The sequence below is a fragment of the Halorubrum sp. CSM-61 genome (assembly GCF_003781945.1).
Lineage (GTDB): Archaea > Halobacteriota > Halobacteria > Halobacteriales > Haloferacaceae > Halorubrum.
In genome coordinates this window covers 219,795-245,307 of sequence record NZ_RJJW01000004.1, presented here as the reverse complement: position 1 = coordinate 245,307, position 25,513 = coordinate 219,795, and the positions used below count along the sequence as shown (strand labels likewise).

Genomic DNA, 25,513 nt, shown 5'->3' with positions numbered 1-25,513 from the left:
TCCGTGTCACAGAGGTCGCTGACTCAGGCACGTAACTCCGTCGTATTCAAATATCCGCACCAAGACCGATCCGTATGGACGAGATCGACGACCAGTACGCGCCCGCGGACGTCGAGTCCGGGGTCGACGAGTACTGGGACGAGATGGACGCCTACGAGGCGGCGAAGGAGGCGCACGCCGACGACCCGCCCTTCTTCTTCGTGGACGGCCCGCCGTACACCTCCGGCCAGATGCACCTCGGCACGGCGTGGAACAAGACGCTGAAGGACGCGATCCTCCGCCACAAGCGGATGACCGGCCACCGCGTCACCGACCGCCCGGGCTACGACATGCACGGGCTCCCGATCGAGGTGAAAGTCGAGGAGGAGCTCGGCTTCGAGAACAAGCGGGACATCGAGGAGTACGGGATGGAGCCGTTCATCGAGAAGTGCAAGGAGTTCGCCCTGGAGAACCGCGCGGCGATGGACGAGGACTTCAAGTCCATCGGCGTGTGGATGGACTGGGAGAACCCCTACGAGACGATCGACCCCGAGTACATGGAGGCCGCCTGGTGGGCGTTCTCCGAGGTCGCCGACAACGGGCTCGTCGAGCAGGGGAAACGCTCCGTCTCGCAGTGCCCGCGCTGTGAGACGGGACTCGCCAACAACGAGGTCGAGTACGAGGACGTCGAGGACCCCTCGATCTACGTGAAGTTCCCGCTCGCGGACCGCGAGGGGAGCCTCGTCATCTGGACGACGACGCCGTGGACGATCCCCGCCAACACCTTCGTCGCCGTCGACGAGGACCTCACCTACAACGCGGTCCGCGCCGAGAAGGGCGGCGAGGAGGAGCTCCTCTACGTCGCCGCGGAGTGCGTCGAGGACGTGCTCCAGGAGGGCCGCTACGAGGGGTACGAGGTCGAGGCCGAGCTGACGGGCGACGAGCTCGTCGGCTGGGCGTACGACCATCCGCTCGCCGACCGCGTCGCCGAGTACCCGGACTTCGAGGGCGCGGGACGGGTGTACGCCGCCGACTACGTGGAGGCCGACCGCACCGGACTGGTCCACTCCGCGCCGGGCCACGGGGAAGAGGACTTCCACCGCGGCACCGAGCTCGGACTCGAGATCTACTGTCCGGTCGGCCCCAACGGCGAGTTCGCCGAGGCCGCCGGGGAGTACGCGGGCCAGTTCGTGCGCGACGCCAACGACGACATCGTCGACGACCTCGTCGCCGACGGCCACATGCTCGCGCACGGCACCGTCGAGCACAGCTACGGCCACTGCTGGCGGTGTGACACCGGGATCATCCAGCTTGTCACCGACCAGTGGTTCATCTCGATCACGGACGTGAAGGAGGACCTCCTCGACAACATGGAGGAGTCGGAGTGGCACCCGCAGTGGGCGCGCGACAACCGGTTCCGCGACTTCATTCAGGACGCCCCCGACTGGAACGTCTCCCGCCAGCGTTACTGGGGGATCCCGATCCCGATCTGGGTGCCGGAAGACGCCGAAGCGGGCAACCTCGACGAGGACATGATCGTGATCGGCACCCGCGAGGAGCTCGCCGATCGCGTCGAGGAGGACGTCGACCCGGAGACGATCGACCTCCACCGGCCCGCCGTCGACGATCTCACCGTCGTCGAGGACGGGACCACCTACCGCCGCGTCGAGGACGTGTTCGACGTGTGGCTCGACTCCTCGGTCGCCAGCTGGGGCACGCTCGGCTATCCGAGTGACGAGGCGGCCCACGACGAGCTGTGGCCCGCCGACTTCATCGTCGAGGCGCACGACCAGACCCGCGGCTGGTTCTGGTCGCAGCTCGGGATGGGAACCGCCGCGGTGGACCAGGTCCCCTACGAGGAGGTCCTCATGCACGGGTTCGCCAACGACGAGAACGGTCGCAAGATGTCCAAGTCCGTCGGCAACATCGTCACGCCCGAGGAGGCGATCGAGCGCGCCGGCCGCGACCCGCTGCGCACCTACCTGCTCAGCCACGACCAGCAGGGCGTCGACCTCGCGTTCGAGTGGGACGGCCTCGGCGAGCTGCAGGGGAAGCTCAACATCCTCTGGAACGTGTTCCGCTTCCCGCTGGAGTACATGGACCTCGACGGCTACGACCCCGCCGAGGCCGACCTCTCGGACGGCGAGCTCGAGCTCGTCGACGAGTGGGTCCTCTCGCGGCTCCAGTCCGTGGAGACGGAGGTCGAGGAGGCGTGGGCCGACTACCGCGTCAGCGACGCCGTCAACGCCGTCATCGAGTTCGTCACGCAGGACGTGTCGCGGTTCTACGTGAAGGCGGTCCGCGACCGCATGTGGGAGGAGTCCGACTCCGCCTCCAAGCGCGGCGCCTACGCGACGCTCGCGACCGTCCTCGACGAGACGACCCGCCTGCTCGCGCCGATCGCGCCGTACATGACCGAGCGCATGTACCAGACGCTGGACGGCGAGGCCACGACCGTCCACCAGCTCGACTACCCCGAACCCGACGACGACCTCCGTGACCCGCAGCTCGAACGCGACGTGACCGTCCTCCGCGACGTGGAGGAGGCCGCCGCGAACGCGCGCCAGCAGGCCGGCCGCAAGCTCCGCTGGCCCGTGCCGCGCGTGGTCGTCGAGAGCGACGACGAGGACGTGACCGCCGCGGTCGACCGGCTCTCGGCGCTCATCGCCGAGCGCGTCAACGCCCGCGAGGTGACCGTCACCGACGCGTTCGACGAGCTCGTGGAGACGGCCGAACCGCAGATGGGCGCGATCGGCCCCGCCTTCGGCGCCGACGCCCAGAAGGTGATGGAGGCGGTGCAGGGCGCGCCCCGCGCCGCGGTCGAGGGCGGCGAGGTGACCGTCGACGGCGAGCCCGTCGACCTCGACGACGAGATGGTCGAGTACGTCGCGGAGCCGCCGGAACACGTCTCCGGGGCCGACTTCGACGGCGGCGCCGTCTACGTGGACACCTCGCTGACTCCCGAGATCGAGTCCGAGGGGTACGCCCGCGACGTGATCCGCCGGATCCAGGAGATGCGCAAGGAGCTCGACCTGGACGTGGAGGCCCGGATCCGCGTCGGCGTCGCGGTCGACGACGACCGGATCGCCGAGTTCGTCGACGACCACGCCGACCTGATCGCCGGCGAGGTGCGCGCCGACGCGTGGATCGACGACCCGAGCGACGCCGCGGACGCCGACGGCGGCCTCGTCGAGGAGTGGGAGGTCGAGGGCGTCGCGGTCACGATCGGGATCGAACCGGTCGCGTGACTATCTGACCGAGATCGTCGCGGGGAATCGCGCGGCGATCCGTGGATGCAGGGAAGCGTCAGACGTCGAACCGAAGCGTAACTGATCGTTTTTACTATTCTCGTTCTCGGTACCCTGCGAAAGGTTGCCGTCCCGAAACCTATAGGTGACCTCTTTACCCACGGTCGTACATGCATGTCCGGGCGGCGCGGCCCGACGACGCGGAGGCGCTTCGAACGGCGGTCTCGCGGGCCCGGGAGGCCACCGTCTTCGACGACATCGGAGCTCCCCTTCTCGACGTGTCCGCCGCCGGCGTCCGCGAGGCCGCCGCGGAGGCCGAGTGGTCGTTCCTGATGGAGGGCGATGACGGACCGGTGGGCGTCGCCATCGCTCACCCGGACGCGGAGGGGTCGACCGACGAACCGGGAGAGGAGGAAGTGGCGATCGACGGCTGCGACGGCGCCGACGAGGGCGATCGCGAGGCCGAACTGCTCGCGCTGTGGGTCCACCCGAACCACGCGGGCGAGGGCGTCGCGGCCGAACTGCTCGCGCGCGTGGCGTCGTCGGTGGCCGAGCACGATGTCAACACCCTTCGTGCGAGCGTTCCCTCGGACAGCCCCGGCGCCACCGAGTTCTTCAGCGCGCACGGGTTCGCCCACCGGGGCACCCGTCGCGGTCCGGCCGGCGACGAGTCGATCGTCGTCGCCGACGTGAACGCGCTCCGGTGACCGCGGGGCGGGCGAACCGGATAGAGGCGACGGCCAGCGGGAGCGTCGTTACTTCAGGCGCTCCTGGAGGAACGAGGGGTGGGCCGCGGTGACGCCGTCCACGCCGAGGAGCTTCTCGGAGATGACGTCGCCGAGCTCGTCGCCGTCGCCGGCGCGGACCTCGGCCATCAGCATGTGGTCGCCGGAGGAGGTGTACAGCGCCTGCACCTCGTCGAGCTCCTTCAGCTTGCGGGTCGCGCTTACGTACTGCCCCGAATCGACGTCCATGCCGACCATCGCGATCGACTGCGAGGAGAGCTTCTTCGGGTCGATCTCCGCGGAGTAGCCGACGATCACGCCCTTCTCCTCGAGGCGGTCGATGTACTTCCGCACCGTCGGCTTCGAGACGTTCGCCCGGTCGGCGATCTCCGCGCAGGAGGCCTGCGCGTCCTCCTCTAACACCGACAGGATCCGTTCCTCCGTCGATACCGTACTCATGACTACTGCTTTGTCACCACCGAAAAAATACCTTGCGAACCGAAAAACGAGACGAACGGACGACGAACCGCGGCGGGATCGTCGGTCGATCCCGGTCTACGGCCGCGTCAGGCGTGCTTGTCGAGGAACTTGTCGTAGGAACGCTCCCACTCGTAGTCGTCGTCCCAGTAGCGCTCGGCCAGCGGCTCGTCGGGCATCTCGCCGATCGCCCGCTTCTCCTCGCCGTAGGACGGGCGGTCCTCGTCGACGTAGAAGCGGCCGGTGAGGACCTCGCCCTCGTAGAGCGACTCCTCGGTCTTGCGCATCATCTCGGCGGCCTCGACGCGGTCCGTCTTGTCGAAGTCGTAGTCGTCGGACTCGTTGACGTCGATGTACGGGACGTACTGGCGCGCGTCCTTGTTCCAGGTCGGACACTGGGTGAGGAAGTCGACGTGCGCGAAGCCGTCGTGCTCGATCGCCTCGATGAGGATCTCCTTGGCCTGGTTCGGGTTGACCGCGGCGGTGCGAGCGACGTACGAGGCGCCGGCGTTCAGCGACATCGAGAGCGGCTTGATCGGCTCCTTGGCGCTGCCGGCCGGCTGCGTCTTCGACTTGTGGCCCTTCGGGCTCGTCGGGGAGGTCTGGCCCTTCGTGAGCCCGAAGATCTCGTTGTTGAAGACGATGTACGTCATGTCGTGATTCTCCCGGGCCGTGTGGATGAAGTGGTTCCCGCCGATCCCGTAGCCGTCGCCGTCGCCGCCGGCGGCGATCACTTCGAGGTCGGGGTTCGCGAGCTTCGCGGCGCGGGCCACGGGCAGCGAGCGCCCGTGGATCGTGTGGAACCCGTACGTGTCGAGGTAGCTGTTCAGCTTGCCGGAACAGCCGATCCCGGTACACAGCAGGGTCTCCTCGGGCGTGCGCCCGACCTCGGGAAGCGCCTGCTTGAGCGCCTTCAGGACGCTGAAGTCACCGCAGCCGGGACACCAGGTCGGCTGCGGCTCGACGCCGGGGGTGTACTCGTCGCGGTCGATCTCTCGTTCGTCTCCGATTGCTGAAAACGTGCTCATTGGTTAGTCACCTGCGGCTGGGACGAAGGTGGTCTGATGGCCGGACGCGTCGCCGTCGCCCTCGACGATGGAGGCCTCGAACCCGTCGACGATCTCCGCCGGCTCGAACGGGTTCCCGTTGTACTTCAGCAGGCTCGACAGCTTCTCGCCGTAGCGGCCGAGGTTCTTCTGGACGAGCCCGCGGAACTGTCCGGACGCCGTCATCTCGACGACGAGCACCTCGTCGACGCTCTCGACGAACGCCTCGACCTGCTCGGTCGGGAACGGGAGCATGTCGGAGACGCCGTACGACTTCACCGAGACGCCGGCGTCGTTGAGTCGGTCGACCGCCTCCTCGACGGTGCCCTGCTGGCTCCCGAACGTGAGGATGCCGTACTGGGCGTCGTCGGGGCCGGCGTACGAGCCGGTGTCCTCCTGATCGAGGTCGGCGCGGATCGCCTCCAGCTTCTGCGTCCGCCGGTCGATCTGCGCGACGCGATTGTCCGGCGACTCGGCGATGTGACCGGTGGGGCTGTGCTCGTTGCCGGTCGCGAGGAAGCGACCGCCCTTCTGGCCGGGGATCGACCGCGGGGAGACGCCGTCCTCGACGTCGTGCTGGAACCGGTGGAACTTCCCGTCCTCCGAGTGCGGCTCCTCGGCGAGCGCGTCCTCGCTCAGGGTCTTTCCGAGCGTCGGGTTCGGATCGCGGTCGAAGTGGCTCTTCGGGACGTTCACCAGCTCGCCGCCGAGCTTCTGATCGTACAGGAGGATCGACGGGATCTGGTACTCGTAGGCCAGCCGGAAGGCGATCCGCGACTGCTCGTACGCCTCCTCGACGGTCCCGGGCGCCAAGACGACGCGCTGGGAGTCGCCCTGCGAGGTGTACAGGACGTGTTCGAGGTCGGACTGCTCGGGCTTCGTCGGCATCCCGGTCGACGGGCCGGCGCGCATGGCCTCGACGAGGACGACGGGGGTCTCCGTCATCTCCGCGAGTCCGAGCGGCTCCGACATCAGGGCGAAGCCGCCGCCGGAGGAGCCGGACATGGCCTTCACGCCGGCGTGCGAGGCCCCGACCGCGAGCGCGGCCGCGGCGATCTCGTCTTCGACCTGCTCGGAGATCCCGCCGAGCTTCGGCAGGTTCTTCGTCATGATGGTGAACACCTCGGTCCACGGCGTCATCGGGTAGCCGGCGATGAACCGACAGCCCTCGTCGATGGCGCCGTAGGAGATGGCGTCCGAGCCGGACATGAGCAGCTGCTCCTCGTCGTGCTCGCCGGTCGGCACCGTCACGTCCGGCGCGTCCACGTCGTACTCCTCTTTGACCTGCTCGTAGGCGGTCTCGAGGATCTCGATGTTCGGTTCGAGGATCTTCTCCGGCATCGCGTCCCGCATCAGGTCCTCGACGTGTTTGAGGTCCATTCCGGTCAGCGCGCAGGTCGCGCCGACGCCGGCGGTGTTGCGCATGACCTCGCGACCCATGTCGCGGGCGAGCCCGCGGAGGTCGAGGGGGTATACGTGCCAGTCGTTCTCCTCTGCGCGCTCCTCGAAGTCCGGGATCTCGGAGGCGTCGAGGAGCCCCTCGTCGTACACGATGACTCCGCCTTCGCGGAGCTCGTCGAGGTTCTCCGAGAGCGGCTTGATCTCTTCGTTCCCGTAGACGGCCTCCTCCTGCGGGTTGCGGGCGAACGAGTCGCCGAGCGCGAGCAGGAAGTTGTACCCGTCGCCGCGGGACCGCACCGGGTCCGAGGCCGCCCGGACCTCGGTGTAGGTGTGGCCCCCGCGGATCCGCGACGGGTAATGTCGATGCGTGAAGACGTTGAGCCCCGATCGCATCAAGGCCTTCGCGAAGTTCTGGCTGGTCGAAGCGATCCCGTCACCGGATCCCCCCGAAATCCGCCAGATGAGTTCGTCGTCAGTCATAGTGGTATGTGAGCCCGTGAGGGCCTAGTGATTGGACCTTGTGCTGGTTACCTCTTAGGGCTTGCTATGGAATCACAAGGAACAATCATGAAGGACCTTTAGGTGCGACCCGCGGCGGATCGTCTCGACGCCCTTCCGCGCCCTTTTACTCGCCGCCCGCCCGACGAGTCGTATGCTCACGTTCATCGGTCTCGGCCTCTACGACGAGCGATCGATCACCGTCGAGGGGCGCGAGGCGCTCAGGTCCGCGGACCGGGTCTTCGCCGAGTTCTACACGAGTAAGTTGGTCGGTGCCGACGTCGAGGACCTAGAGGCGTACCACGACGCGGAGATCGAGGTCCGGTCGCGCGAGGGCGTCGAACAGGACCCCGAAGCGATCCTCGCGGCGGCGGAAGAGGGCCACGCCGCCTTCCTCACCGCCGGCGACACGATGATCTCGACGACCCACACGGACCTCAGGCTGCGCGCCGAGGAGCGCGGGATCGACACCCGCGTTATCCACGGCGTGACCGCTCAGTCGGCCGCGTCGAGTCTCACCGGCCTGCAGAACTACCGGTTCGGCAAGGCGACGACGCTCCCGTTCCCGTACGCGCACGGCGGCGACGACGTGCCCGGGAGCGTGATCGACACCGTCGAGGCGAACCGCGAGCGCGGGCTCCACACCGTCGTCTACCTCGACATCAAGGTCGGCACCGGCCCGACCGGCCCCGACCCGGACCACGAGGAGTACATGACCGCCGACGTCGCCGCCGGCCTGCTCGCCGAGGGGTGGGAGGACGCGCTCGCCGTCGTCGTCGCCCGCGCGGGCTCGCCCGACTCGGTCGTCGCCGCCGACCGCCTGAGCGCCCTCGCGGAGCGCGAGTTCGGCGACCCGCTCCACCTGCTCGTCATCCCCGGCGACCTCCATCACGTCGAGGCGGACGCGCTCGTCGGGCTCGCGGGCGCGCCGCCGGAGCTCGTCGAGGAGTGAGCACACGGGTCGCCCAGTCCAGACGACCGGTCGTTTGATATCCCCGTCCCGCGTTGTCGTCACCCATGACAGACGTTCCCGTCGAGCGGCTGATGTCGACCGATCTGCTCACCATCGAGTCGGGCGCCTCGGCCGCGGCGGCCGCTCGGAAAATGCTCGAAACCGGGAAGAGCTCGATCCTCGTCGTCGGCGACGACGGGCGCTTGGCCGGACTGATCACCGCGACCGACTTCGTCTCGCTCGTCAGACGGAACGACCCGGAGGACGAGACGCCCGTGGAGGCGTTCATGACCACGGAGATCGTCACCGTGTCTCCCGACGACTCGGTGGAGGAGCTCGCGGGGCCGACGGACCGCGGGTACACGCACTTGCCGGTAGTCGACGCCGACGGGCAGCTGGTCGGGATGGTCTCGACGACCGACCTCACCGCGTACGTCTCGAGACAGCGGTAGCCAAGGCGCGAGCGATCGGGTCCGACACATTCCACCCGTTGCGCCAGCCGGAAGAGTCATCAGGTGTGGTAACACACGCCACATATGGATCTGAACGACCGGACCCGCGTCAGCGAGGTCATGTCGACGCCGCTGGAGACGATCGGGGCCGACGAACCGCTCCGGGAGGCGGCTCGGCGGATGAGCGGCGACGATATCAGCGCGCTCGTCGTGACGACGGGCGGCGGCTGTATCGTCACGCAGAGCGACATCGTCGGCGCCGTCGCGGCCGGCCGCGACCTCGACGACGCGGTCGTCCGCGACGTGATGACCGAGAATGTCGAGACCGTGACGCCGGACCTCATGATGGAGGAGGTCGCGGCGATGATGACGATGTACGGCGTGAAACACCTCCCGGTCGTCGACGACGACTACGTCGGCATGGTCTCCTCGACCGACGTGGCGGCGCATCTCTCGTGAGCGACTGGGGACGCGACCGCGGGCTGGCCCCGGCGCGCTAACGCAGGAGCAGCGGTGCGCCGACCGCGACCCCCACCGCGATCAACACGAGGTTCCAGAACAGCACCGGCCGGACCAGCTCTCTCGCGATGCTCGCGGCGAACGCCGTCTTGACGAGGATGCTCGCGGCAGTCCCCGCCACGACGCCCGTGACCGCGGTGTCGACCGTGATCTGTCCGGTCCCGAGAAGCGAGACCGCCGTGGTCGTCGCCGTGCCGGAGGAGACGAGCCCCGCGAGGAACGACGTGGCGACGAACCCGCCCGCGCCGAAGGTCCGCTCCGCGCCCGCCGAGACCAGCAGCACGACGAGGAACAGCGCCCCGAACGTGAGGGCGTTCCGGAGACTGAACGGCGAGGTGAGCTCCGCCTCTACCGTCGTCCGCCAGTCGCTGCGCCATATCGCGAGCGCCACGCCGGCGACGGTGACCGCGCCGAGCGGCGCCCCGATCACGAGGGCGGCCTCCGGGACGAAGACGGCGACGACCGCGGCGTTCCGGAGGGCCATCGCGGCGTTCGCGAGCAGGATGGATCCGACCGCGATATCGGTCAAGTCCGTTTGCTCCTTCGCGCGCTTGGCCATCTCGGCGACGACCGCGGTCGAGTTCACGAGCCCGCCGAAGAAGCCGGTGACCGCGTAGCCGCGGCCCTGATACCGCTTCACCAAGACGTAGTTGACGAAGCCGATGGCGCTGACGGCGACGACCAGCGACCAGATGAGCCGCGGCTGGACCGCGTCCCACGGGTCGATCGTCTCCGCCGGCAGCAGGGGAAAGACCACGAACGCGAGGATCGTGAACTCGACCGCGCTTCGGACCTCCTCCCGCGAGAGCCCCCACGCGAACTGGTGGAGCTCCCGCTTCAACACGAGCAGCAGCGAGGAGAGCACGGCCACCGTCACCGCCTCGATGAAGAACGCCTCGGCGACGAGCGCGCCCACCCCGTAGGTGACGAGCATCGACACCGACGTGGTCAGCGAGAGGCCCTCGACGTCCTCCTCGACGAAGCTCCGGACCGCGAGCAGCACCGCGATGGCGATGATCAACACGCCGCCGACGATCAGGAGTCCGCCACCGCCGAGCAGCGAGAAGACGGCCGCCGCGAGGCTGATCAGGGCGAACGTCCGGATCCCCGCGGACTTCTGGGACCACTCCCGTTCGAGCCCGAGGAACATCCCCAGCGCGGTCGCCAACACCAACTTCGCCACGTTCGTCTCGAGGTAGACCAGTGGGTCGACGGCGCTCAACACGGCCCGATCCTCCTTCGTCGCGGTATCTGCCCACTCTTTCGCCGCTCCCGGCCCGACCGAGTCGTCGCGCTCATACGCCGAATCAGTCGACAGCGACGCCTATAGCTTACTATATATTGATATATATTTCGAAGGGACCGTCCGTGTCGGACGGGAACGCGTCAGCGGTTGGTCGGCTCCCGCGGCAGATCGAGCGCCTCGGTCAGGTCGTGCTCCTCGCCGGTGAGCAGGTAGAGCACGTCCTCGAGGATGACCACGAGCTCCGGAAGCTCTCGGACGACCAGGAAGGTGATACCGATCAGCGCCACCACCGCGAGCAGTTGGCTCATGATCCGGTCGGAGATCAGAAAGGACACCCGATACGGGTCGCTCGCGCCGAACATCGCCAACACCAGATCCGGGTACCAGTGCATGTACTGGTTGCCCGCGGCGACCGAGATGAACGTCGTCCGGAGGATGTTGAGGACGTAAATGAGCGTGACCGACACCGCGAGCCCGCGGAGCTTCCGCCGCAGGGGCGCTTCGACCGCCGCGACGAGCCCCCCGAAGATCGCCATGCTCCCGAGCCCCGTACAGGCGAGCACGATGTCGATCCGGTAGGTGTGGCCGTCGTCGAGCGTCCACAGGTAGGCCGCGTCGTACCCCTCGCTGCTCGCCACCCGCTCCGGCGCGTAGCCGAGCAGGTCGATGAGCATCCCGGTCTGGGTCGCCACCGCCTCGATGAGGATCCGGCGGGGCTCGGGGAACGAGACGCCCGCGAGCGTGAACGCCGGGATCGTCTCGAACGGGAGGTAGATGAACAGCATGATCGCGATCGCCCGCGTGAGGGTGAACAGCGACGCCCGCCCGTTGTAGAGGAGGTAGCCGGCGTACATGCAGGCCGGGACCCCGACCAAGGCGAGGATCGATTCGACGTAGCTCTGGTGTTCGAACGCGAAGTACGGCACCGTGGTCAGCCAGAAGAGGCCGAACAGCGCCCACGTGCCGGCCGCGAGCGACCGGCCCGCCGCCAGCCCGCGGCTGTCGAGCAGCCACGCGGCGGCGAAGAGGATCGCGACGAGCCAGGCGAACGTGAACGTGTCCGGCAACAGGCTCAGAACCGCCGGTACGCCGGAACCGAACATGTCCGAATCATCAGTCGTCGTCGGATAAAGCCCTTGTCGTTGCCGACGATCCGTCGGGTAGCGGGTCGTGAAAGCGGAGACAGAGAGGAGTCCGGACCGCTATCGGCCGCCTACCGCTCGTCCGAGTCGAGCACGCGGATCTGGTCGCCGCGGACCGTCACCGGGATCGGGACCGTCGCCTCGTACAGCTCGACGGTCACCTGGTCTTTGCCCTCGTCGATGCGCTGGACGCGGGCCTTCTCGCCCTTGAAGGGCCCGGCGATCAGCTCGACGATGTCGCCCTCGGCGATCCCCTCCACGTCGGGGGTCGGCGAGAGGAAGTGCTCGACCTCGGAAAAGGGGCTTCTCGCCGGCCCCTCAGAGCCCTGAATCACGCCGCGAGCGTGGGGGATCTCGTCGAGGATCCGAGCGAACACGCTGCCGTCGGTGGCCTCGACCATCACGTAGCTCGTCAGCTGGTCGGGGGCGATGACGGCCTGAATCTCCGGCATCTCCTTTTCCGCGAGCATGTCGGCGACGGTCCGCTCCTGGCTCGCGGTGGTCTTGACCGAGAAGATCGGCATTACGCGCCGACCCCCGGCAGGAGGCTCATGATCGCGAACATCAGGAAGCCGATGAACCCGATGAGTAAGATTCCGGCCCCGGCGATCTTCGACACCTGGAGGAACTCGTCGGTGCTCGGCGTGCTCGCCAGTTTCAGCACCCGAATGTAGCTGTTGAGGTCGTACGGAACGTCCATGTTGCGAGAGAGTTCGAGTCGATCCGGTTTTTACCTTTTGATGCGAGGCGCACGTCGGACGGAGAGCGAGAACCGGGGAAACGGCCGGAGAGTGAGCGGAGAGCGGACGGAGAGCAAACGGGGAGTGAGAGAGACGGGGACGACCGGACTCGCCGCGACCGGCGCGATTACTCGACGTAGTCGATGTCTTCCATCTCGGGCGACGTTCCCTCGGGCGTCTCGCCGTTGTTGCCGTAGATCTGCGGCGACTCGACGCCGGTCACGACGATCATGGTCCGCATCTCGCCTTCGAGCTCCTCGTCGACGGAGGTCCCCCAGATGATCCGGGCGTCGGGGTCGATCCGGTCGTAGATCTCCTCGACGACGCCCTCGGCCTCCTCGATGGACATGTCCGTGCCGCCGGTGACGTTCACCAGCGCGGAGTTCGCGCCGGAGATGTCGACGTCGAGCAGCGGCGAGCGGAGCGCGGACTTCACCGAGTCCTGCGCCTTCGAGTCGGAGTCGGACTCCCCGAGGCCGATCATCGCGACGCCGCCCTTCTCCATGACGGTGCGGACGTCGGCGAAGTCGAGGTTGACGAGGCCGGGCATCGTGATGAGCTCCGTGATCCCCTTCACCGAGCGCATCAGGACCTCGTCGGACACCTTGAACGCCTGCCGGACGGGGAGCTTCCCGACCGCGTCGAGCAGGCGGTCGTTGGGGACGACGATCACGGTGTCCGAGACGTCGCGGAGGCGCTCTAAGCCGGCCTCGGCGTTCGTCCGGCGGACCTCGCCCTCGGCCGTGAAGGGGGTCGTGACGATGGCGATGGTCAGCGCGCCGGACTCGCGGGCGGCCTTCGCGACGACCGGCGCCGACCCGGTCCCCGTGCCGCCGCCGAGCCCGGCGGTGACGAACACCATGTCGGAGCCGTCGATGGCGTCCTGGATCTCCTCCTGGGACTCGATGGCGGCCTCCTCGCCGACCTGCGGGAGGGAGCCGGCGCCGCGCCCCTGCGTCTTCTGTTGGCCCATGAGGATCTTCGTGTCCGCCTCGATGTTGACGAGGTGCTGGACGTCGGTGTTGGCGGCGACCAGCTTCGCGCCGTGGATCCCCTCCTCGGTCATCCGGTTGACCGTGTTGCCGCCGGCGCCCCCGCAGCCGACGACCGTGATGTTGGTCTGGAGGTCCTGGAGGACGTCCTGCAGCTCCTCGTCGGTCATCGTCCCGGTCTGTGGCGGGGCCCCGGCGGCCGCGTCGTTCCCGCCGGTGCCGGCCTCCCCGGCGTCGTCCGCCGGGGATTCCTCGGCTTCGTCGATGGCGTCCTCTACGATAGAGTCCATTATATGGTGTGGTTGCGACCCGGACGTATTTATTTTTGCCCGATCGTCTGACGGAAGTCGGACTATCGGAGACAGTCTCCAGAACCGACAAGACCCGCGTATCACCGTTCGAAAACGAACGATCGGACCGCCGATCGGCGGCCGCGCTCTCGACGCGCGCCGACCCACTGCGACGCGCCGCCGCGCGAGCCTCACTCGATCGGGAACCGCTCCGTTCGCACCCGCGACACGTCCTCGGGCGCGACCGTCTCGCCGTCGACCTCGACAGACTCCCCGCCGGCGAGCCGGCCGAACGCCGGCCCCTCCGGGACGCCCCGCTCGGCGGCGAGCGCCGGATCGAACGCGGTCTCGCGCGCGACCACGGCGCCGTCGCCGACGTCGACCGCGTCGTACCCGCGCTCCAACACGCTCGCGAGATCCGCGACGAGGTCGTCGAATCCGGGCGAGTCCCCGTCGGCGGCGAACGCGGCCCGCCCCGTCGCCCGCGTCCCGGCCTGCTCGGTGTCGAAGGCGACGGCGTTCGCTTCCACCGCCGCGCGGGCCGCGTCCGCGTCCACGCCCTGCGCCCGCGAGAGGAGTTCGCCCGGCAGCGCTCGGACGCGGATCGAGTCGGGAGACCCGGGGACGACCCCGCCGAACCGGAGCCCCTCGTCGACCGTCGCGACCTCGGCCTCCAGCCGCTCCACCAGCGGGAGGGGGCGATCGCCGACCTCGCGCACCCACGTCTCGCTCACGACGCGATGGCCGAGGTCCTCGACCGTCGCCGCGAGGTCGGGTTTGTCGCCCTCGATCACGGCCAGATTCGCGCGGCTCCGCGCGAACGCCTGCTCGATCACGTCCCGGTTCGCGTCGGGCGCGCCCAGCTCCCCGAGCGCCCAGTCGGCGCCGACGTGTCCCACCGCCCACTCGGTCTCGCGGACGATCCGAGTGAACCGCGGGGCGTAGTGGCCGCCGCCGAATCCGACGACGTGGCGGGGATCGGAGTCGCCGTCGGCGGCCTTTCCCGCGCTCGTCTCGCTCGACTCGCCGATCAGATCCGCGCCGGTCCCCCGCAGATCGAGCACCGCCCGCGCGACCGCCCGGGCCGCCTCCGGGTCGGTCCATTGCGGCTCGCCGGAGCCGAGCTCGACGAACAGCGACGGGACGGAGGTCCCCGTGGGCCCGTGGTGCGTGCACTCGATCCCCGCGTCGTACCCCTCGGGGGCGCGTTCCGCGAGCGCCTCGACGACGCGCTTCTCGGCGCCCGGCGCGGCGAGCGCCAGCGTCTCCGGCTCGCCCCCGTACGGCGCGGGGCCGAAGTTCCCGGTGACGTGGGCGGTCAGGAGTTTTCCGGTCTCCCCCGAATGACGGGAGACGAACGCGAGGAACTCGGGATCGCAGTCGAAGGCGGCGGCCGGGTCGTTCAGTTCGATGTGGAGGCCGTCGAACTCCCGCAGTTCGAACCCGTCGGTCCGGTAGTACGTGCCGCCCCCGTCGGCGTCGGGGCGGCTCGGGTCGTCGCGGCGCTCCCAGTCGCCGACGTCGAGCAGGTGCTCGCCGATGTGTTCCGAGGCGCTGTCGGCCCGGCTGACGACGATCGCTATCACGGATTCCTGTCGGAGTCGGGCGGCCGAATAGCCGTCGGTACGACGCGGACGGAGCGGCGGTGACTTCGTCTGCCTGTCCGGTTGATCGCTTATATGTGGGCGATGTTGGATCGGCGGTGAACGCCTCCAAAGCCCCGGCCGCTCGGCTGTACGTTGGCGTTTATAAACGGCGGATCGACGCGATCTCCTCCAAAGCCCCGGCCGCGAGGCGGGCGCACGTTCGCTGCGGTCCTCGGTCACTCGCTTCGCTCGTTCCCTGCGGTCCTTACGTCACCTGCGCCCGCCTCGCGGCCGCCCCTTTGAGTCCCGCCCCGCACCTCATGCCTCCCCAGCCTCGTCGGTGGTCCTCCGCGTTGCTCCGGACCACCGACTCCCTCGCACGCGCGGTTCGCGCCCTAACGGGCGCTCACCGGCGCGCGCCACCGCCGACGTTCCATCTCATATTTATAACTAACAGTTGTCGTCGATCGACGTCATCCGGTAGAATCGCCACCCTCACGGCAGCAGCAGGTAGATGAACGCGACGTAGCCGGCGACGAGGACGCCGCCGTCGAGCCGCGAGATGCGCTCGCCGCGGTACATCAGCCCGACCAGCAGGGCGGTAAAGGCGAGCAGCGCGGGGAACTCGAAGCCGCGCACGCCGGGGCTCACGCTGATCGGCGTAATGACGGCGACGACGCCGATGACCGCGAGGACGTTGTAGATGTTCGAGCCGACGACGTTGCCCACGCTGAACTCCGCCTCGCCGCGGATCGCGGCGACGACGCTCGCGGCCAGCTCCGGCAGCGAGGTCCCCAGCGCCAGCACCGTGAGCCCGATGAAGATGTCGGAGAAGCCGGCGGCCGACAGCAGGGACTGGCCGCCCTCGACCAACCAGCGGGATCCGAGGACGAGGGCGACGATCCCGCCGACCACGGCGACGACGTCTCGGGCTCGCGCGTCCGGCATCTCCTCGCGTTCGGCGTCGGAGATGCCGGACTGCGTCTGCTGGACCCGCCGCATGACGACGGCGGTGAACGCGACGAGGGCGGCGAGCAGGACGACGCCGTCGACGGCGCCGATCCGCCCGTCCCAGCCGAGGCCGACGAGGAGCAGCGCGGCGAGCACCATGAACGGGACGTGGCGCTCGAAGACGGTCTGCGAGATGTCGAGCGGGCGTATCAGCGCGGACGCCCCTAGCACGAGCCCGATGTTGGCGATGTTCGAGCCGACGATCGCGCCCAGCCCGGTGTCGGTCGACACCGTGATCGCGCCGAGGAGGGCGACGAACAGTTCGGGGGCGGTGGTCGCGAACGCGACGACGGTGACCCCCACCGTCGACGCCTTCAGCCCGACCGCGAGCGCGAGGTCGCCGGCGCCTTTCACGAGCAGCTCTGCCCCGGCGTACAGGAGTGCGGCGCCGCCGGCGAGCAGCAGGAGTTCCGTGAGCGGCGACCCGAGTGGCACGGCTCCCGATTGCGTCGGCGTTTTAAAAAGCGCCGTGATCCCGGGGCGTCGGGAGTTCGTGGAGGCCGTAGGGCTGCCGGCGCCTCAGGCGCGCGTCGCCCGGAACTCGCCGTGTTTCATCCCGACGACGAACGCGACGGCGCCGAAGACGACCATCGAGGGGAGCACCATCATCAGCGTCGTCGAAAGCGCCATCGGCGTCCCGAAGGCGACCCCGAGCGTTCCGAGGACGACGATGAGCGCGACGATACCGACCGCACGCGGGAGGTCGAACTCCATAACGGCAGTACGGCTCGCGATCCCCTAAGCGTTCGGCCCGCGGAAGCGCCCTCTCTGGTGGCGAACCGCCCTCCCGATCCGCCGGAGCGCTACGCTTCGATGATCTCGTCGTCCTCCTCGTCCGGCACCCGAAGCTCGCCGTCCATCGAGACGACCGCCCGTCCGCCGACGCGCACCGCGTCGCCGTCGACCCGAACCCGAACGTGGCCGGGCCGGTCGACGAAGTGGCCCTGCTCGAAGCGCATCTCGTCGGGGAAGTCGCCGTCGAACGCCTCGACCTCGCGGAGGTAGGCCCCGACCGCGCCGCTCGCCATCCCTGTGACGGGGTCCTCGGGAATCCCGAGCGCCGGTGCGAACGCCCGGCCGTGAAGCGTCGAGTCGAAGCCGATCGCGTCGAAGGTGAACGCGTACACGCCCGCCACGTCGTGCGCCGCGGAGATCGCCTCGATCGCCGCCGCGTCGGGCTCGGCCTCGCCGAGCCGTTCGAGGAAGTTCACTGGGACGACGAGCCACGGGAGCCCCGTGGAGGCGACCGCGACCGGGAGGTCGGCGCCCACGTCGCGCAGGGCCGCCGGGTCGATCCCGAGCGCGTCGCCGAGGCGGTCGGCGTCGAGACCGGACCCCTCCTCGACGTCGGGATCGATCACGTCGACCGTCGGGGGGTTCTGCCGCATCCAGACGGTCCCGTCGTCGTCGACCGTGACCTCGAGGTCGCCGACCTCGGTCCGGAGGGTGCGGTCGCCGGCGTCGATCGCGCCCTCGGCGAACAGGGCGCCGTAGGTCGCGATCGTGGCGTGGCCACAGAGGTCGACCTCGGTGGAAGGCGTGAAGTATCGGAGTCGGTCGACAGCGCCGGCGTCGCCGGTGGCGCTCTCGCTGTCGGCGCCGTCTTCGCCCCCGCCGTCCCCGCCGGCGTCGAACAGGAACGCGGTCTCGGAGGCGCCGATCTCCGCGGCGATCCGGCCCATCTGGTCGTCGCTCAGTCCCGCGGCGTCCGGCACGACGCCGGCGACGTTCCCGGCCAGCGGCTCGTCCGCGAACGCGTCGACGAGAAGCGTGCGTCGCGTCTCCATGCGCCACCGTGACGGGCCGCCCTCAAAAGGCTCCCGAGAGGAGGGGAGGGTAAGGAGGGAGAAGGGGAGCCGACCGGCGGCGGCGACGCGCCCGGGAAGCGATGTGAACCCTTTTGCCCTCCACGGCGGATGTACCCCTATGGGCCTCTTCGACCGGCTGCGAGGGAACGACACGCCCCGCGTGGCGTTCATCGGGATCGACGGGCTGCCCCACCGCCTCGTCGCCGACAACCCGGACACGTTTCCGACGCTGTCGGCGATCGCCGACGAGGGCGACGGGGGACCGATCGACAGCGCCGTTCCCCCCGAGTCGAGCGCGTGCTGGCCGGTGCTCACGAGCGGCGTGAACCCCGGCGAGACCGGGGTGTACGGCTTTCAGGACCGCGAGGTCGGCTCCTACGACACCTACGTCCCAATGGGTCGAGACGTGCAGGCGACGCGGGTGTGGGACCGCGCGACCGACGCCGGCCTCGACGCGACCGTGATGAACGTCCCCGTCACCTTCCCGCCGCAGCGAACGGTTCAGCGCATGGTCTCCGGCTACCTCTCGCCCGACGTCGACAAGGCGTCACACCCGGAGGAGCTTCGGAAGTACCTCACCGAGAGCAGCTACAGGCTCTCGGTCAACGCGAAGCTCGGCCACCGAGAGGACAAGACCGAGTTCGTCGAACAGGCGCGCGAGACCCTCGACGCCCGCGCGGCGGCGTTCGACCGCTACGTCGAGAAGGACGACTGGGACCTGTTCGTCGGCGTGTTCTCCACGCCGGACCGGATCAACCACTTCCTATGGGGAGACTACGCGGACGGCGGTCCGTACCGTGAGGATATGCTGGAGTTCTACGCCGCCCTCGACGAACACATCGGCGGCATCCGGAAGGCGCTCCCGGACGACGTGCGGCTCGTCGTCGGCTCCACCCACGGGTTCACGCGCCTCCGGTACGACGTGTACTGCAACGAGTGGCTCGAACGCGAGGGGTGGCTCTCCTACGAGGGCGACGACCACGGAGCGCTGTCCGACATCGCCGGCGACGCTCGCGCGTACTCGCTCGTGCCCGGCCGCTTCTACCTCAACGTGGAGGGCCGCGAGCCCGACGGCGTCGTCCCCGAGTCGGAGTACGAGGCGGTCCGCGAGGAGCTCCGGGCCGAGCTCGAAGCCTGGGAGGGGCCGAAGGGGAAGCCGGTCGCGAAGCGAGTCGTCGAGCGCGAGACGGTGTTCCGCGGCGACCACGACGCCATCGCGCCCGACCTCGTGGTGATTCCGAACGAGGGGTTCGACCTCAAGTCGGGGTTCCGCTCCCACGACGCGGTGTTCGATCCGGACGGCCCCCGGACCGGGATGCACACCTTCGAGGACGCCGCCCTGTTCGTCGATCACCCGGACGCGAAAATCGAGGACGCGGACTTACTCGACGTCGCCCCGACCCTCCTGCGCCTGCTCGACGTCGATTACGGCCGAACCGACCTCGACGGCGCGAGCCTCGTCTGAGGTGGCGCCGACGTGGAACACACACCGGACGGGACCCCGGTCGGCGTCGACGACCCGTACGCGGTCGCCGGCGTCTGCGACCACCTCACCGACGACGGTCGCTGTCGGTTCGCGCTGGCGCGGGCCGGCGACGACCCTCAGTTCGCCGCCGATCGACGCCGGGACGGCTACGCCTGCCACGTCGGCGCAGAGGGGGACTGGCGGGCGTGCCCGCACTACCGCTCGACGACCGACGGGCGGGAGTGCTACCGGTGCGGACTGGCGGAGATCCGGCTGGCTCACGACGACGCCCGACCGCTGGTGGAGGAACACCACCTGTCGTACGGCGACGCCGACTCCTCCTCGGTCGACGCCTCTGACTCCTCCCCGGCCGACGCCTCCGACCTCGACGACGCGGGCCCCCACGAGATCACCGTCGCGCTGTGTCGCTGGTGCCACACGAAGGTCCACAAGTCGTTCGCCCGGATCGACGACGACGCCAGCCCGGATCCCGAGGCGGTCGCGGCGCGGGAGAGCCGGCGGAGCAAGGAGCAGTCGGAGTCGGCGTTCGAGACCGCGAGCGAGCGGTTCGATCGCGAGGAGTAGCGGAACGAAGAGGATGCCGGCCGTCCGCTCGGCGCGTCGGCTCAGCCGTCCGGCTTCGGACGGATCAGGTTCGCCAGCGCGACGAGCACTCCTAGGAACCAGCCGAGCGGGACGGAGATGCCGACCCACATCAGCACGTAGCCGAGACCGGGAACGCCCCACTGCTGGCCGAACGTCTCCAGGTCGAAGGCGCCCCGGAGCGTCTCGTTGATCCCGCCGACCGCGAGGAACGTGTCGAGGATCCACCGCGCGAGCTCGTAGCTCGGATCGAGGACCACGTTCGAGATCGAGGGAGTCAGCAGCGCGGCGACGACCGGCGGCAGGAAGATCGCCGTCATCGCGAACGGGTACGCGAGCAGGGCGCTGACGAACCGGCCCCCGGCCTTCGAGAAGCCGGCGGCGAGCCCGGCGGAGACGACCGCGACGACGCTGGCGCCGCCGATCCCGAGCATCACCTCCGTCGGTAGCTGGAAGTGCGCGAGGAGGGTCAACGAGCCCCAGACGACGGTGGCGACGAGCACCGCGCCGAGCACGCCGAACCGCGTGACCGCGGAATCGAGCTTCGCCGCGTAGTACCGCGTGGCGAATCCGACGAGCAGGAGCGGGTACGTCACCGCCACGAGCGGAGCCCCGAGGATCGCCCAGAGGTAGTACCCGACCGTCTGGACGCCGGTCTCCGGTTTCCACTTCCCTAACACCGCGCTCGGATCGAGCTGTCTGGGGAAGACGACCTCCATCCACGTCTCGTGGAGACGGACGACGTCAAGGAGGAGCGCTTCCACCAGTCCGATTTGCCCTCGGCGTTCCATTTGACTCACCTCGCGCACGACACACCGTGAACTTTGTGCCTTGGATTTCATCGCTGAGCGGGTAATAATAACCGCTCAACTGACACCTCCCGCAGATCCTTAATACCGGCTTAACGGCGTGAAGCGCGCGATTATCAGATCGTCGTATTCCGGGCGATACGCTTAACCGTCTCAGCGGGCGTAGCTCCCGGTATGCACAGACGCGGACTGCTCGCGGCGATCGCCGCATCGACGTCCGTCGCGGTCGCCGGGTGCGCCGGCGCCCAGGGCGAGAACGGCAGCTACGAGTTCGACGCGGAACCGGCCAGCGTCCCGTCCTCGGCCGCGTCCGAAGCGGGGTACGAGGGCGAGGAGCCCGAGTCGTTCACCATCGAACAGGAGTTCGACGTCGCCGGCGTGAACGCGCAGGTGTCCGCGACGACGTGGGCCGCCGGGTACGAGAACTCCGATAACGGGTCGGCCCTGTTCGTGGCGAGCACGCCGGACGCGTCGGTGGGCGGCCAGTCGGTCAACCCGCTCGTCCGCGCGGACGACACGGAGCTGATCCGGCGGCTCTTAGAGCAGGTCGACCAGCAGGGTGTCGGCGGCGACGGTACCGACATCGAAGCGAGCGAGATCGAAGACCGAGGGTCGGAGACCCGCACCATCCTCGGCGAAGAGGTGGAGATCTCGATCCTCGAAACGACCGTCGACGCGGAGGTCGACGCCGGCGACGGCCAGAACGGGGAGGTCGAAGACGTTCCGGTGTACCTGTACGTCGGGACCGTCCAACACGAGGAGGACGTGATCGCGCTCGTCGGCGTCCACCCCACCGCCGTCGACGCCTCCGAGCCGCTCTTCTCCCTGATGGAACAGGTCGAGCACTGACCGCTCGTTCGCGACTCGTTTTAAAACCGATTTTCCCCGCCCTCACAGCCTGCGATCTGCTCAGATAGCGACGATCGAAACCGTCCGACTGCGTCGCCTCGAACGGAGACGTTTCCGCATGCGGAAGCTTCGCAGTCCGTAATTCATTTATAAGCAATCGGACCGAATTCGACCATCTCGCGTTGCGAGTTAGCGGTGCGGGCTCTTACCGTCGCGATCCGCGGCCTAAGCGCCCGATAGCCGCAGCTCTCGCAGCCGGAGACTCGATAATGGCACGGAGATTAACGATTCGGCGTGCGGTGATCTGTACTCTCGTTCTCTCATTGGGTTTTTTCTCCGTTTTTGGGGTCGGGATCGGTGTTGCAGAATCAGATACGAACCACACCGACACACCAACAATAACTACACCAGGAGAATCTGAAGATATATTTTTAAACCAAAATAAGACAACCTTGAGGAATACATCGATTACAATCAACCATACAGGCGAGAATAACACAAATATATCTATATTTATAGGATTAGAGAAATTTGAGGAACAAAATATAGAAACCAATTCTAGTAAGATAGACAGCTACAATATATCTGGTGCTGACGTATCGAGAATAAGTAAGCTAGATCACCACGATCACACCATTTTCAAAATACAAGCCAATCCAAAGAATGAAACAGACAGAGTAAATATCAATGAAATAACATTCGCAGATATAAAGATGTCAAATATTAACTCGACAGTTACATCTAGATATACGTTGGGGGTTTCAAGCGAAAAGGCGGGTAAAAATTATTCGAATCTAAAGAAAGAGAATCAAATAACAAAATCAGAGCCATTCAAGATCGTAGTTAATTCCATTAGAGTACCTGATCAAGCTACTGTTTCAAGTCAAGCATTAGCTGATTCGACCACCTCAGCTGGGGTCACCATAACAGACTTTGTCTCAGATAGTGATTCAGTTATTCTCATTACTAAGGGATATAATGGAACAAGGCTCGCTGGATCTCAAGAGCAACCGGCTACCTCAGTAGATGGAAGACAGAATATTTCTATTAGATCGAATATCGTTGGTGGAAAGAAGAGCATTCATGTTATTCCCAAAAGTCAGATAAATATAACAGAATATGAAATAGGTGATCATATACCAGAACCGATACTAAATTCTGCAATTTCAATGGATACAGCGCACATATATTCTGGAATGATTAATTTCTCAAACCAAACATACAATGTATCAGATAGTTCAAACTTGACAATTAAAGAAGTAGAGCTACGTGATTTAAACGGAGATAATACGCCCTATATTGTATCAATACATCCAATAACAGCTGACGGGGAGATCGTCCAAGATACTCTATATGGATCTTCTGATAGACTAACTGGAATAAATGAGGATATCAAAGTAAACTTAAAAAGATCAGATGAAACTAACTCAACGATATATAGCAGTACTCAGTTAGCGGCTACTCTACAGATCTATAAAAATTCTACTCAACAAAGCACTAGTTATCAAAATCAAACATATGTATTACCGAATTCGGATGTAGATTACGGATTTGTGAACGGAGGGGTCTCAGAGACAGCTAGAATCAAGGTTGACAGGGAGATGGAGTTGGGAAACAAAAAGGTACATATTAGCAACCATGATGGCTGGAGTAGTAATCGCTCTACTATCTATTCAGGTACCACAATAATAGCTAATAAAACATTATTTGAAGCAGAGAATAGGCGATTATATCGTGTCAACAAAAATCAGAGAGTTATATATGCAGTTGGAAATGAAATAACAAACACTAGCTCCGTCGAATTCAGCACAAGAGGGTTACAAACAGGTAAATATACATTCAACAAAAGTAACTCTACATCTGGAAATGTCTTCAGAATAATTGGAAATGATGATCAATATACAGACATCTATGAGATAGGCGAATTTTCAGCAAGTGGTGGATATATATCTTTTGAGGTACATCATAATTCACCAGAAACAAGTATAGAATTTGCAAATACAGATACCAACACCACAGCCGCCACGATCGAGCTCGCAACGCCGGAAGAGGGGCAGACGACCCTCGATCTCAATACGTACACGGCGGCGACCGGGCCGCTGAACGAGAGTGTCACGGTGGAGGGTCCGGGAGCGTCGATCGAGTCGGTCACCGTGCCGGGTAAAAACGGGACGCTGTCGCCGGGTACCTACGAGATCGAAGTTCGCTCGGAGCAGGGTATCGCCGCGACGAGCGACAACGCGACGGTGACGTTCACGCGCCGCTCGACCAACGAGCTCGCCACCTACACGGCATCGGAAGCCGATCGGTCCGAGCTCGGAAGCGCCGCGGCGGTCCGAGACGCCGTCGAGGACGGCGAACTCTCCCGGACCGATCGCGTCACCGCGAACGACACGGTGGTCTACGCGGTGAACGCCTCCGGGCTGACCGGACTGCCCGCGGCGCGGAACGCCCCGCCCGAGACGGGGGACGACCTCGACCGCCTCGACGGGCTCGAGTTCGGCGTTCGATCGACCGCGGAGACAGAGGAGGTGACCGCGAGCGACTCGAGCGATCCGAGCGGCGGCGCACCGAGCGATTCGACCGTCCACGTCGACGAGACCGGGCTCTACGTGGTCGCCGACGCCGAGGACGCGCTCCCGACCGACGGGGAACCGGAGCCCGGCGAGGAGTTCACCGCCGCGTTCCGGGTCACCGACGACCGGCTCCGCGAGGCCGCGTCGGATCCCCCGGACGGCCACCGCGTTACTTCGACGGTGGCGTTCGTCGCCGAACAGGGCGGTTCACCGGGCGGAGACTCAGAACGGGTCGCGTCCGGAGGACCCGTCGCCGGCGGGGGCGGCGGGGGAGTCGGCGGGCCGGGCGGGACTGGCGGACCCGCGGGAGGCGCCGCCGGCGGATCGGGAGCGGCCGGATCCGCCGAAGGCGACCGCCAGAACGGGCCGAGCGCGGACGGCACGGAGGGAACCCGCGGGGGCGGGGACCGAACCGCTCCCGTTCGGGGATTCGGGTTCGGGTCCCGACCGACCGCCGAGCGGCGGAGGCCGCTTCTGGACGGACCGATCGCCGTGTCGACACCGACGGCGACCGAGACGTCCGGAGTCGCTGAAGGCCCCCAGAGCGGCGCGTCAGCGACCGACGTGAGGGCGACCGACACGAAGGAATCTGACGCCGGCGGCGGCGGAGCCGGCGCCTCGGAGACGGCGAGCGGCGAGACCGGCGACGGCTCGGAACGACCGACGCCGACCTACGAGAACGCGCCGATCCGGACGACCGCCGAAGACCTTCCGGGATTCGGCCCGATCCACTCGCTGGCGGCCCTCACGCTGGCGGCTCTGGTGGCGGTTCAGAGGCGACGAGGCCGCTGATCCGCGGTCCGTCGCGAGTCACCTCGGGGCCACCCGGAGGGTGTCAGTCGAGAGGTCGGCGGTATCCTTTTGCTGGCCCGGGCCGTTCGTGTGCGTATGAGCGTCACTATTACCCCGCCACGGGAGCGCGAGTGCGAGCTGTGCGGCCGCGAGGAGCGGTGGGACGACGACGCCGACGGGTGGCAGATCGACGACGAGCCCGGCAACGTCTACTGCATCCACGAGTGGGACATCAACGGGACGTTCACCCCGTTGAGCGAGTAACTGTAGCCGGTTTCGATCGTCGCGCGCTTCACTTGCCGTCCCT

At 66.8% G+C, this 25,513-nt stretch carries 23 protein-coding genes; 10 read left to right on the top strand and 13 right to left on the bottom strand.

The genetic code is table 11. From position 1 onward, the window contains the following. The first annotated feature begins 74 nt into the window (after positions 1–74). Together ileS and EDM04_RS09120 are read left to right on the top strand one after the other, a co-directional pair. Positions 75–3,227: an isoleucine--tRNA ligase gene (ileS, locus tag EDM04_RS09125; protein WP_123621324.1), complete on the top strand. Its 3,153-nt coding sequence runs from the start codon at positions 75–77 to the stop codon at positions 3,225–3,227. A gap of 170 nt (positions 3,228–3,397) precedes the next feature. Further along, positions 3,398–3,934 (top strand): GNAT family N-acetyltransferase, encoded by a 537-nt coding sequence (locus tag EDM04_RS09120; RefSeq protein ID WP_123621322.1) that lies wholly within the window; start codon positions 3,398–3,400, stop codon positions 3,932–3,934. 48 nt (positions 3,935–3,982) lie between these two features. Here EDM04_RS09120 and lrpA1 read toward each other — a convergent pair whose 3' ends face one another. The 3 genes from lrpA1 to EDM04_RS09105 all read right to left on the bottom strand — a co-directional run bounded on the left by lrpA1 (position 3,983) and on the right by EDM04_RS09105 (position 7,356). Next, positions 3,983–4,411, bottom strand: coding sequence for an HTH-type transcriptional regulator LrpA1 (lrpA1, locus tag EDM04_RS09115; RefSeq protein ID WP_123621320.1), 429 nt, complete (start codon positions 4,409–4,411; stop codon positions 3,983–3,985). Between the two features lie 107 nt (positions 4,412–4,518). Further along, positions 4,519–5,457: a thiamine pyrophosphate-dependent enzyme gene (locus EDM04_RS09110; protein WP_123621318.1), complete on the bottom strand. Its 939-nt coding sequence runs from the start codon at positions 5,455–5,457 to the stop codon at positions 4,519–4,521. Between the two features lie 3 nt (positions 5,458–5,460). Beyond that, complete coding sequence (locus EDM04_RS09105) at positions 5,461–7,356, bottom strand: 2-oxoacid:acceptor oxidoreductase subunit alpha (RefSeq protein ID WP_123621315.1); 1,896 nt, start codon at positions 7,354–7,356, stop codon at positions 5,461–5,463. Positions 7,357–7,528: 172 nt separating this feature from the next. Between EDM04_RS09105 and dph5 the strand changes: the two genes are divergently transcribed. From dph5 to EDM04_RS09090, 3 genes are all read left to right on the top strand, one after another. Then, positions 7,529–8,326, top strand: coding sequence for a diphthine synthase (gene dph5, locus EDM04_RS09100; RefSeq protein ID WP_123621314.1), 798 nt, complete (start codon positions 7,529–7,531; stop codon positions 8,324–8,326). A 65-nt stretch (positions 8,327–8,391) separates the two neighbouring features. Beyond that, positions 8,392–8,778 (top strand): HPP family protein, encoded by a 387-nt coding sequence (locus tag EDM04_RS09095; RefSeq protein ID WP_123621312.1) that lies wholly within the window; start codon positions 8,392–8,394, stop codon positions 8,776–8,778. Positions 8,779–8,862: 84 nt separating this feature from the next. Continuing rightward, on the top strand, positions 8,863–9,237 hold the full coding sequence (locus tag EDM04_RS09090) for a cyclic nucleotide-binding/CBS domain-containing protein (RefSeq protein ID WP_123621310.1): 375 nt from the start codon (positions 8,863–8,865) through the stop codon (positions 9,235–9,237). A gap of 37 nt (positions 9,238–9,274) precedes the next feature. Here EDM04_RS09090 and EDM04_RS09085 read toward each other — a convergent pair whose 3' ends face one another. From EDM04_RS09085 to EDM04_RS09045, 9 genes are all read right to left on the bottom strand, one after another. Beyond that, positions 9,275–10,522: an MgtC/SapB family protein gene (locus tag EDM04_RS09085; RefSeq protein WP_123621308.1), complete on the bottom strand. Its 1,248-nt coding sequence runs from the start codon at positions 10,520–10,522 to the stop codon at positions 9,275–9,277. Between the two features lie 161 nt (positions 10,523–10,683). After that, entirely contained in the window at positions 10,684–11,646 is a 963-nt protein-coding gene (gene artA / locus EDM04_RS09080) for an archaeosortase A (RefSeq protein WP_123621306.1), read from the bottom strand. A gap of 110 nt (positions 11,647–11,756) precedes the next feature. Further along, complete coding sequence (locus EDM04_RS09075) at positions 11,757–12,209, bottom strand: transcription elongation factor Spt5 (protein WP_004050001.1); 453 nt, start codon at positions 12,207–12,209, stop codon at positions 11,757–11,759. Then, entirely contained in the window at positions 12,209–12,385 is a 177-nt protein-coding gene (locus EDM04_RS09070) for a protein translocase SEC61 complex subunit gamma (protein ID WP_006628863.1), read from the bottom strand. The genes EDM04_RS09075 and EDM04_RS09070 overlap by 1 nt, the downstream gene beginning before the upstream one ends. Before the next feature lie 167 nt (positions 12,386–12,552). Then, on the bottom strand, positions 12,553–13,707 hold the full coding sequence (ftsZ, locus tag EDM04_RS09065; RefSeq protein WP_123621303.1) for a cell division protein FtsZ: 1,155 nt from the start codon (positions 13,705–13,707) through the stop codon (positions 12,553–12,555). A 191-nt stretch (positions 13,708–13,898) separates the two neighbouring features. Continuing rightward, complete coding sequence (locus EDM04_RS09060; RefSeq protein WP_123621301.1) at positions 13,899–15,293, bottom strand: D-aminoacyl-tRNA deacylase; 1,395 nt, start codon at positions 15,291–15,293, stop codon at positions 13,899–13,901. Positions 15,294–15,788: 495 nt separating this feature from the next. Next, positions 15,789–16,739, bottom strand: coding sequence for a calcium/sodium antiporter (locus EDM04_RS09055; protein ID WP_123621299.1), 951 nt, complete (start codon positions 16,737–16,739; stop codon positions 15,789–15,791). Between the two features lie 84 nt (positions 16,740–16,823). Continuing rightward, positions 16,824–17,018 carry a hypothetical protein gene (locus EDM04_RS09050; RefSeq protein ID WP_123621297.1) on the bottom strand — a complete coding sequence of 65 codons (195 nt, stop codon included), beginning with the start codon at positions 17,016–17,018 and terminating at the stop codon, positions 16,824–16,826. Between the two features lie 89 nt (positions 17,019–17,107). Continuing rightward, on the bottom strand, positions 17,108–18,091 hold the full coding sequence (locus tag EDM04_RS09045) for a PhzF family phenazine biosynthesis protein (protein ID WP_123621295.1): 984 nt from the start codon (positions 18,089–18,091) through the stop codon (positions 17,108–17,110). Between the two features lie 139 nt (positions 18,092–18,230). Between EDM04_RS09045 and EDM04_RS09040 the strand changes: the two genes are divergently transcribed. Together EDM04_RS09040 and EDM04_RS09035 are read left to right on the top strand one after the other, a co-directional pair. Continuing rightward, complete coding sequence (locus EDM04_RS09040; RefSeq protein ID WP_123621293.1) at positions 18,231–19,577, top strand: alkaline phosphatase family protein; 1,347 nt, start codon at positions 18,231–18,233, stop codon at positions 19,575–19,577. Positions 19,578–19,589: 12 nt separating this feature from the next. After that, on the top strand, positions 19,590–20,162 hold the full coding sequence (locus tag EDM04_RS09035) for a hypothetical protein (protein ID WP_123621291.1): 573 nt from the start codon (positions 19,590–19,592) through the stop codon (positions 20,160–20,162). A gap of 41 nt (positions 20,163–20,203) precedes the next feature. On the opposite strand, the gene EDM04_RS09030 is transcribed toward EDM04_RS09035, so the two are convergent. Then, complete coding sequence (locus EDM04_RS09030; protein WP_123621531.1) at positions 20,204–20,944, bottom strand: hypothetical protein; 741 nt, start codon at positions 20,942–20,944, stop codon at positions 20,204–20,206. 219 nt (positions 20,945–21,163) lie between these two features. On the opposite strand from EDM04_RS09030, the gene EDM04_RS09025 reads away from it, so the two are divergent. The 3 genes from EDM04_RS09025 (at position 21,164) to EDM04_RS18495 (ending at position 25,470) form a co-directional block, all read left to right on the top strand. After that, positions 21,164–21,838 carry a DUF6517 family protein gene (locus EDM04_RS09025; RefSeq protein WP_123621289.1) on the top strand — a complete coding sequence of 225 codons (675 nt, stop codon included), beginning with the start codon at positions 21,164–21,166 and terminating at the stop codon, positions 21,836–21,838. 269 nt (positions 21,839–22,107) lie between these two features. Continuing rightward, complete coding sequence (locus EDM04_RS18800; protein WP_164471110.1) at positions 22,108–25,206, top strand: hypothetical protein; 3,099 nt, start codon at positions 22,108–22,110, stop codon at positions 25,204–25,206. Between the two features lie 96 nt (positions 25,207–25,302). Continuing rightward, entirely contained in the window at positions 25,303–25,470 is a 168-nt protein-coding gene (locus tag EDM04_RS18495) for an HEWD family protein (protein WP_164471109.1), read from the top strand. Positions 25,471–25,513: the final 43 nt, after the last annotated feature.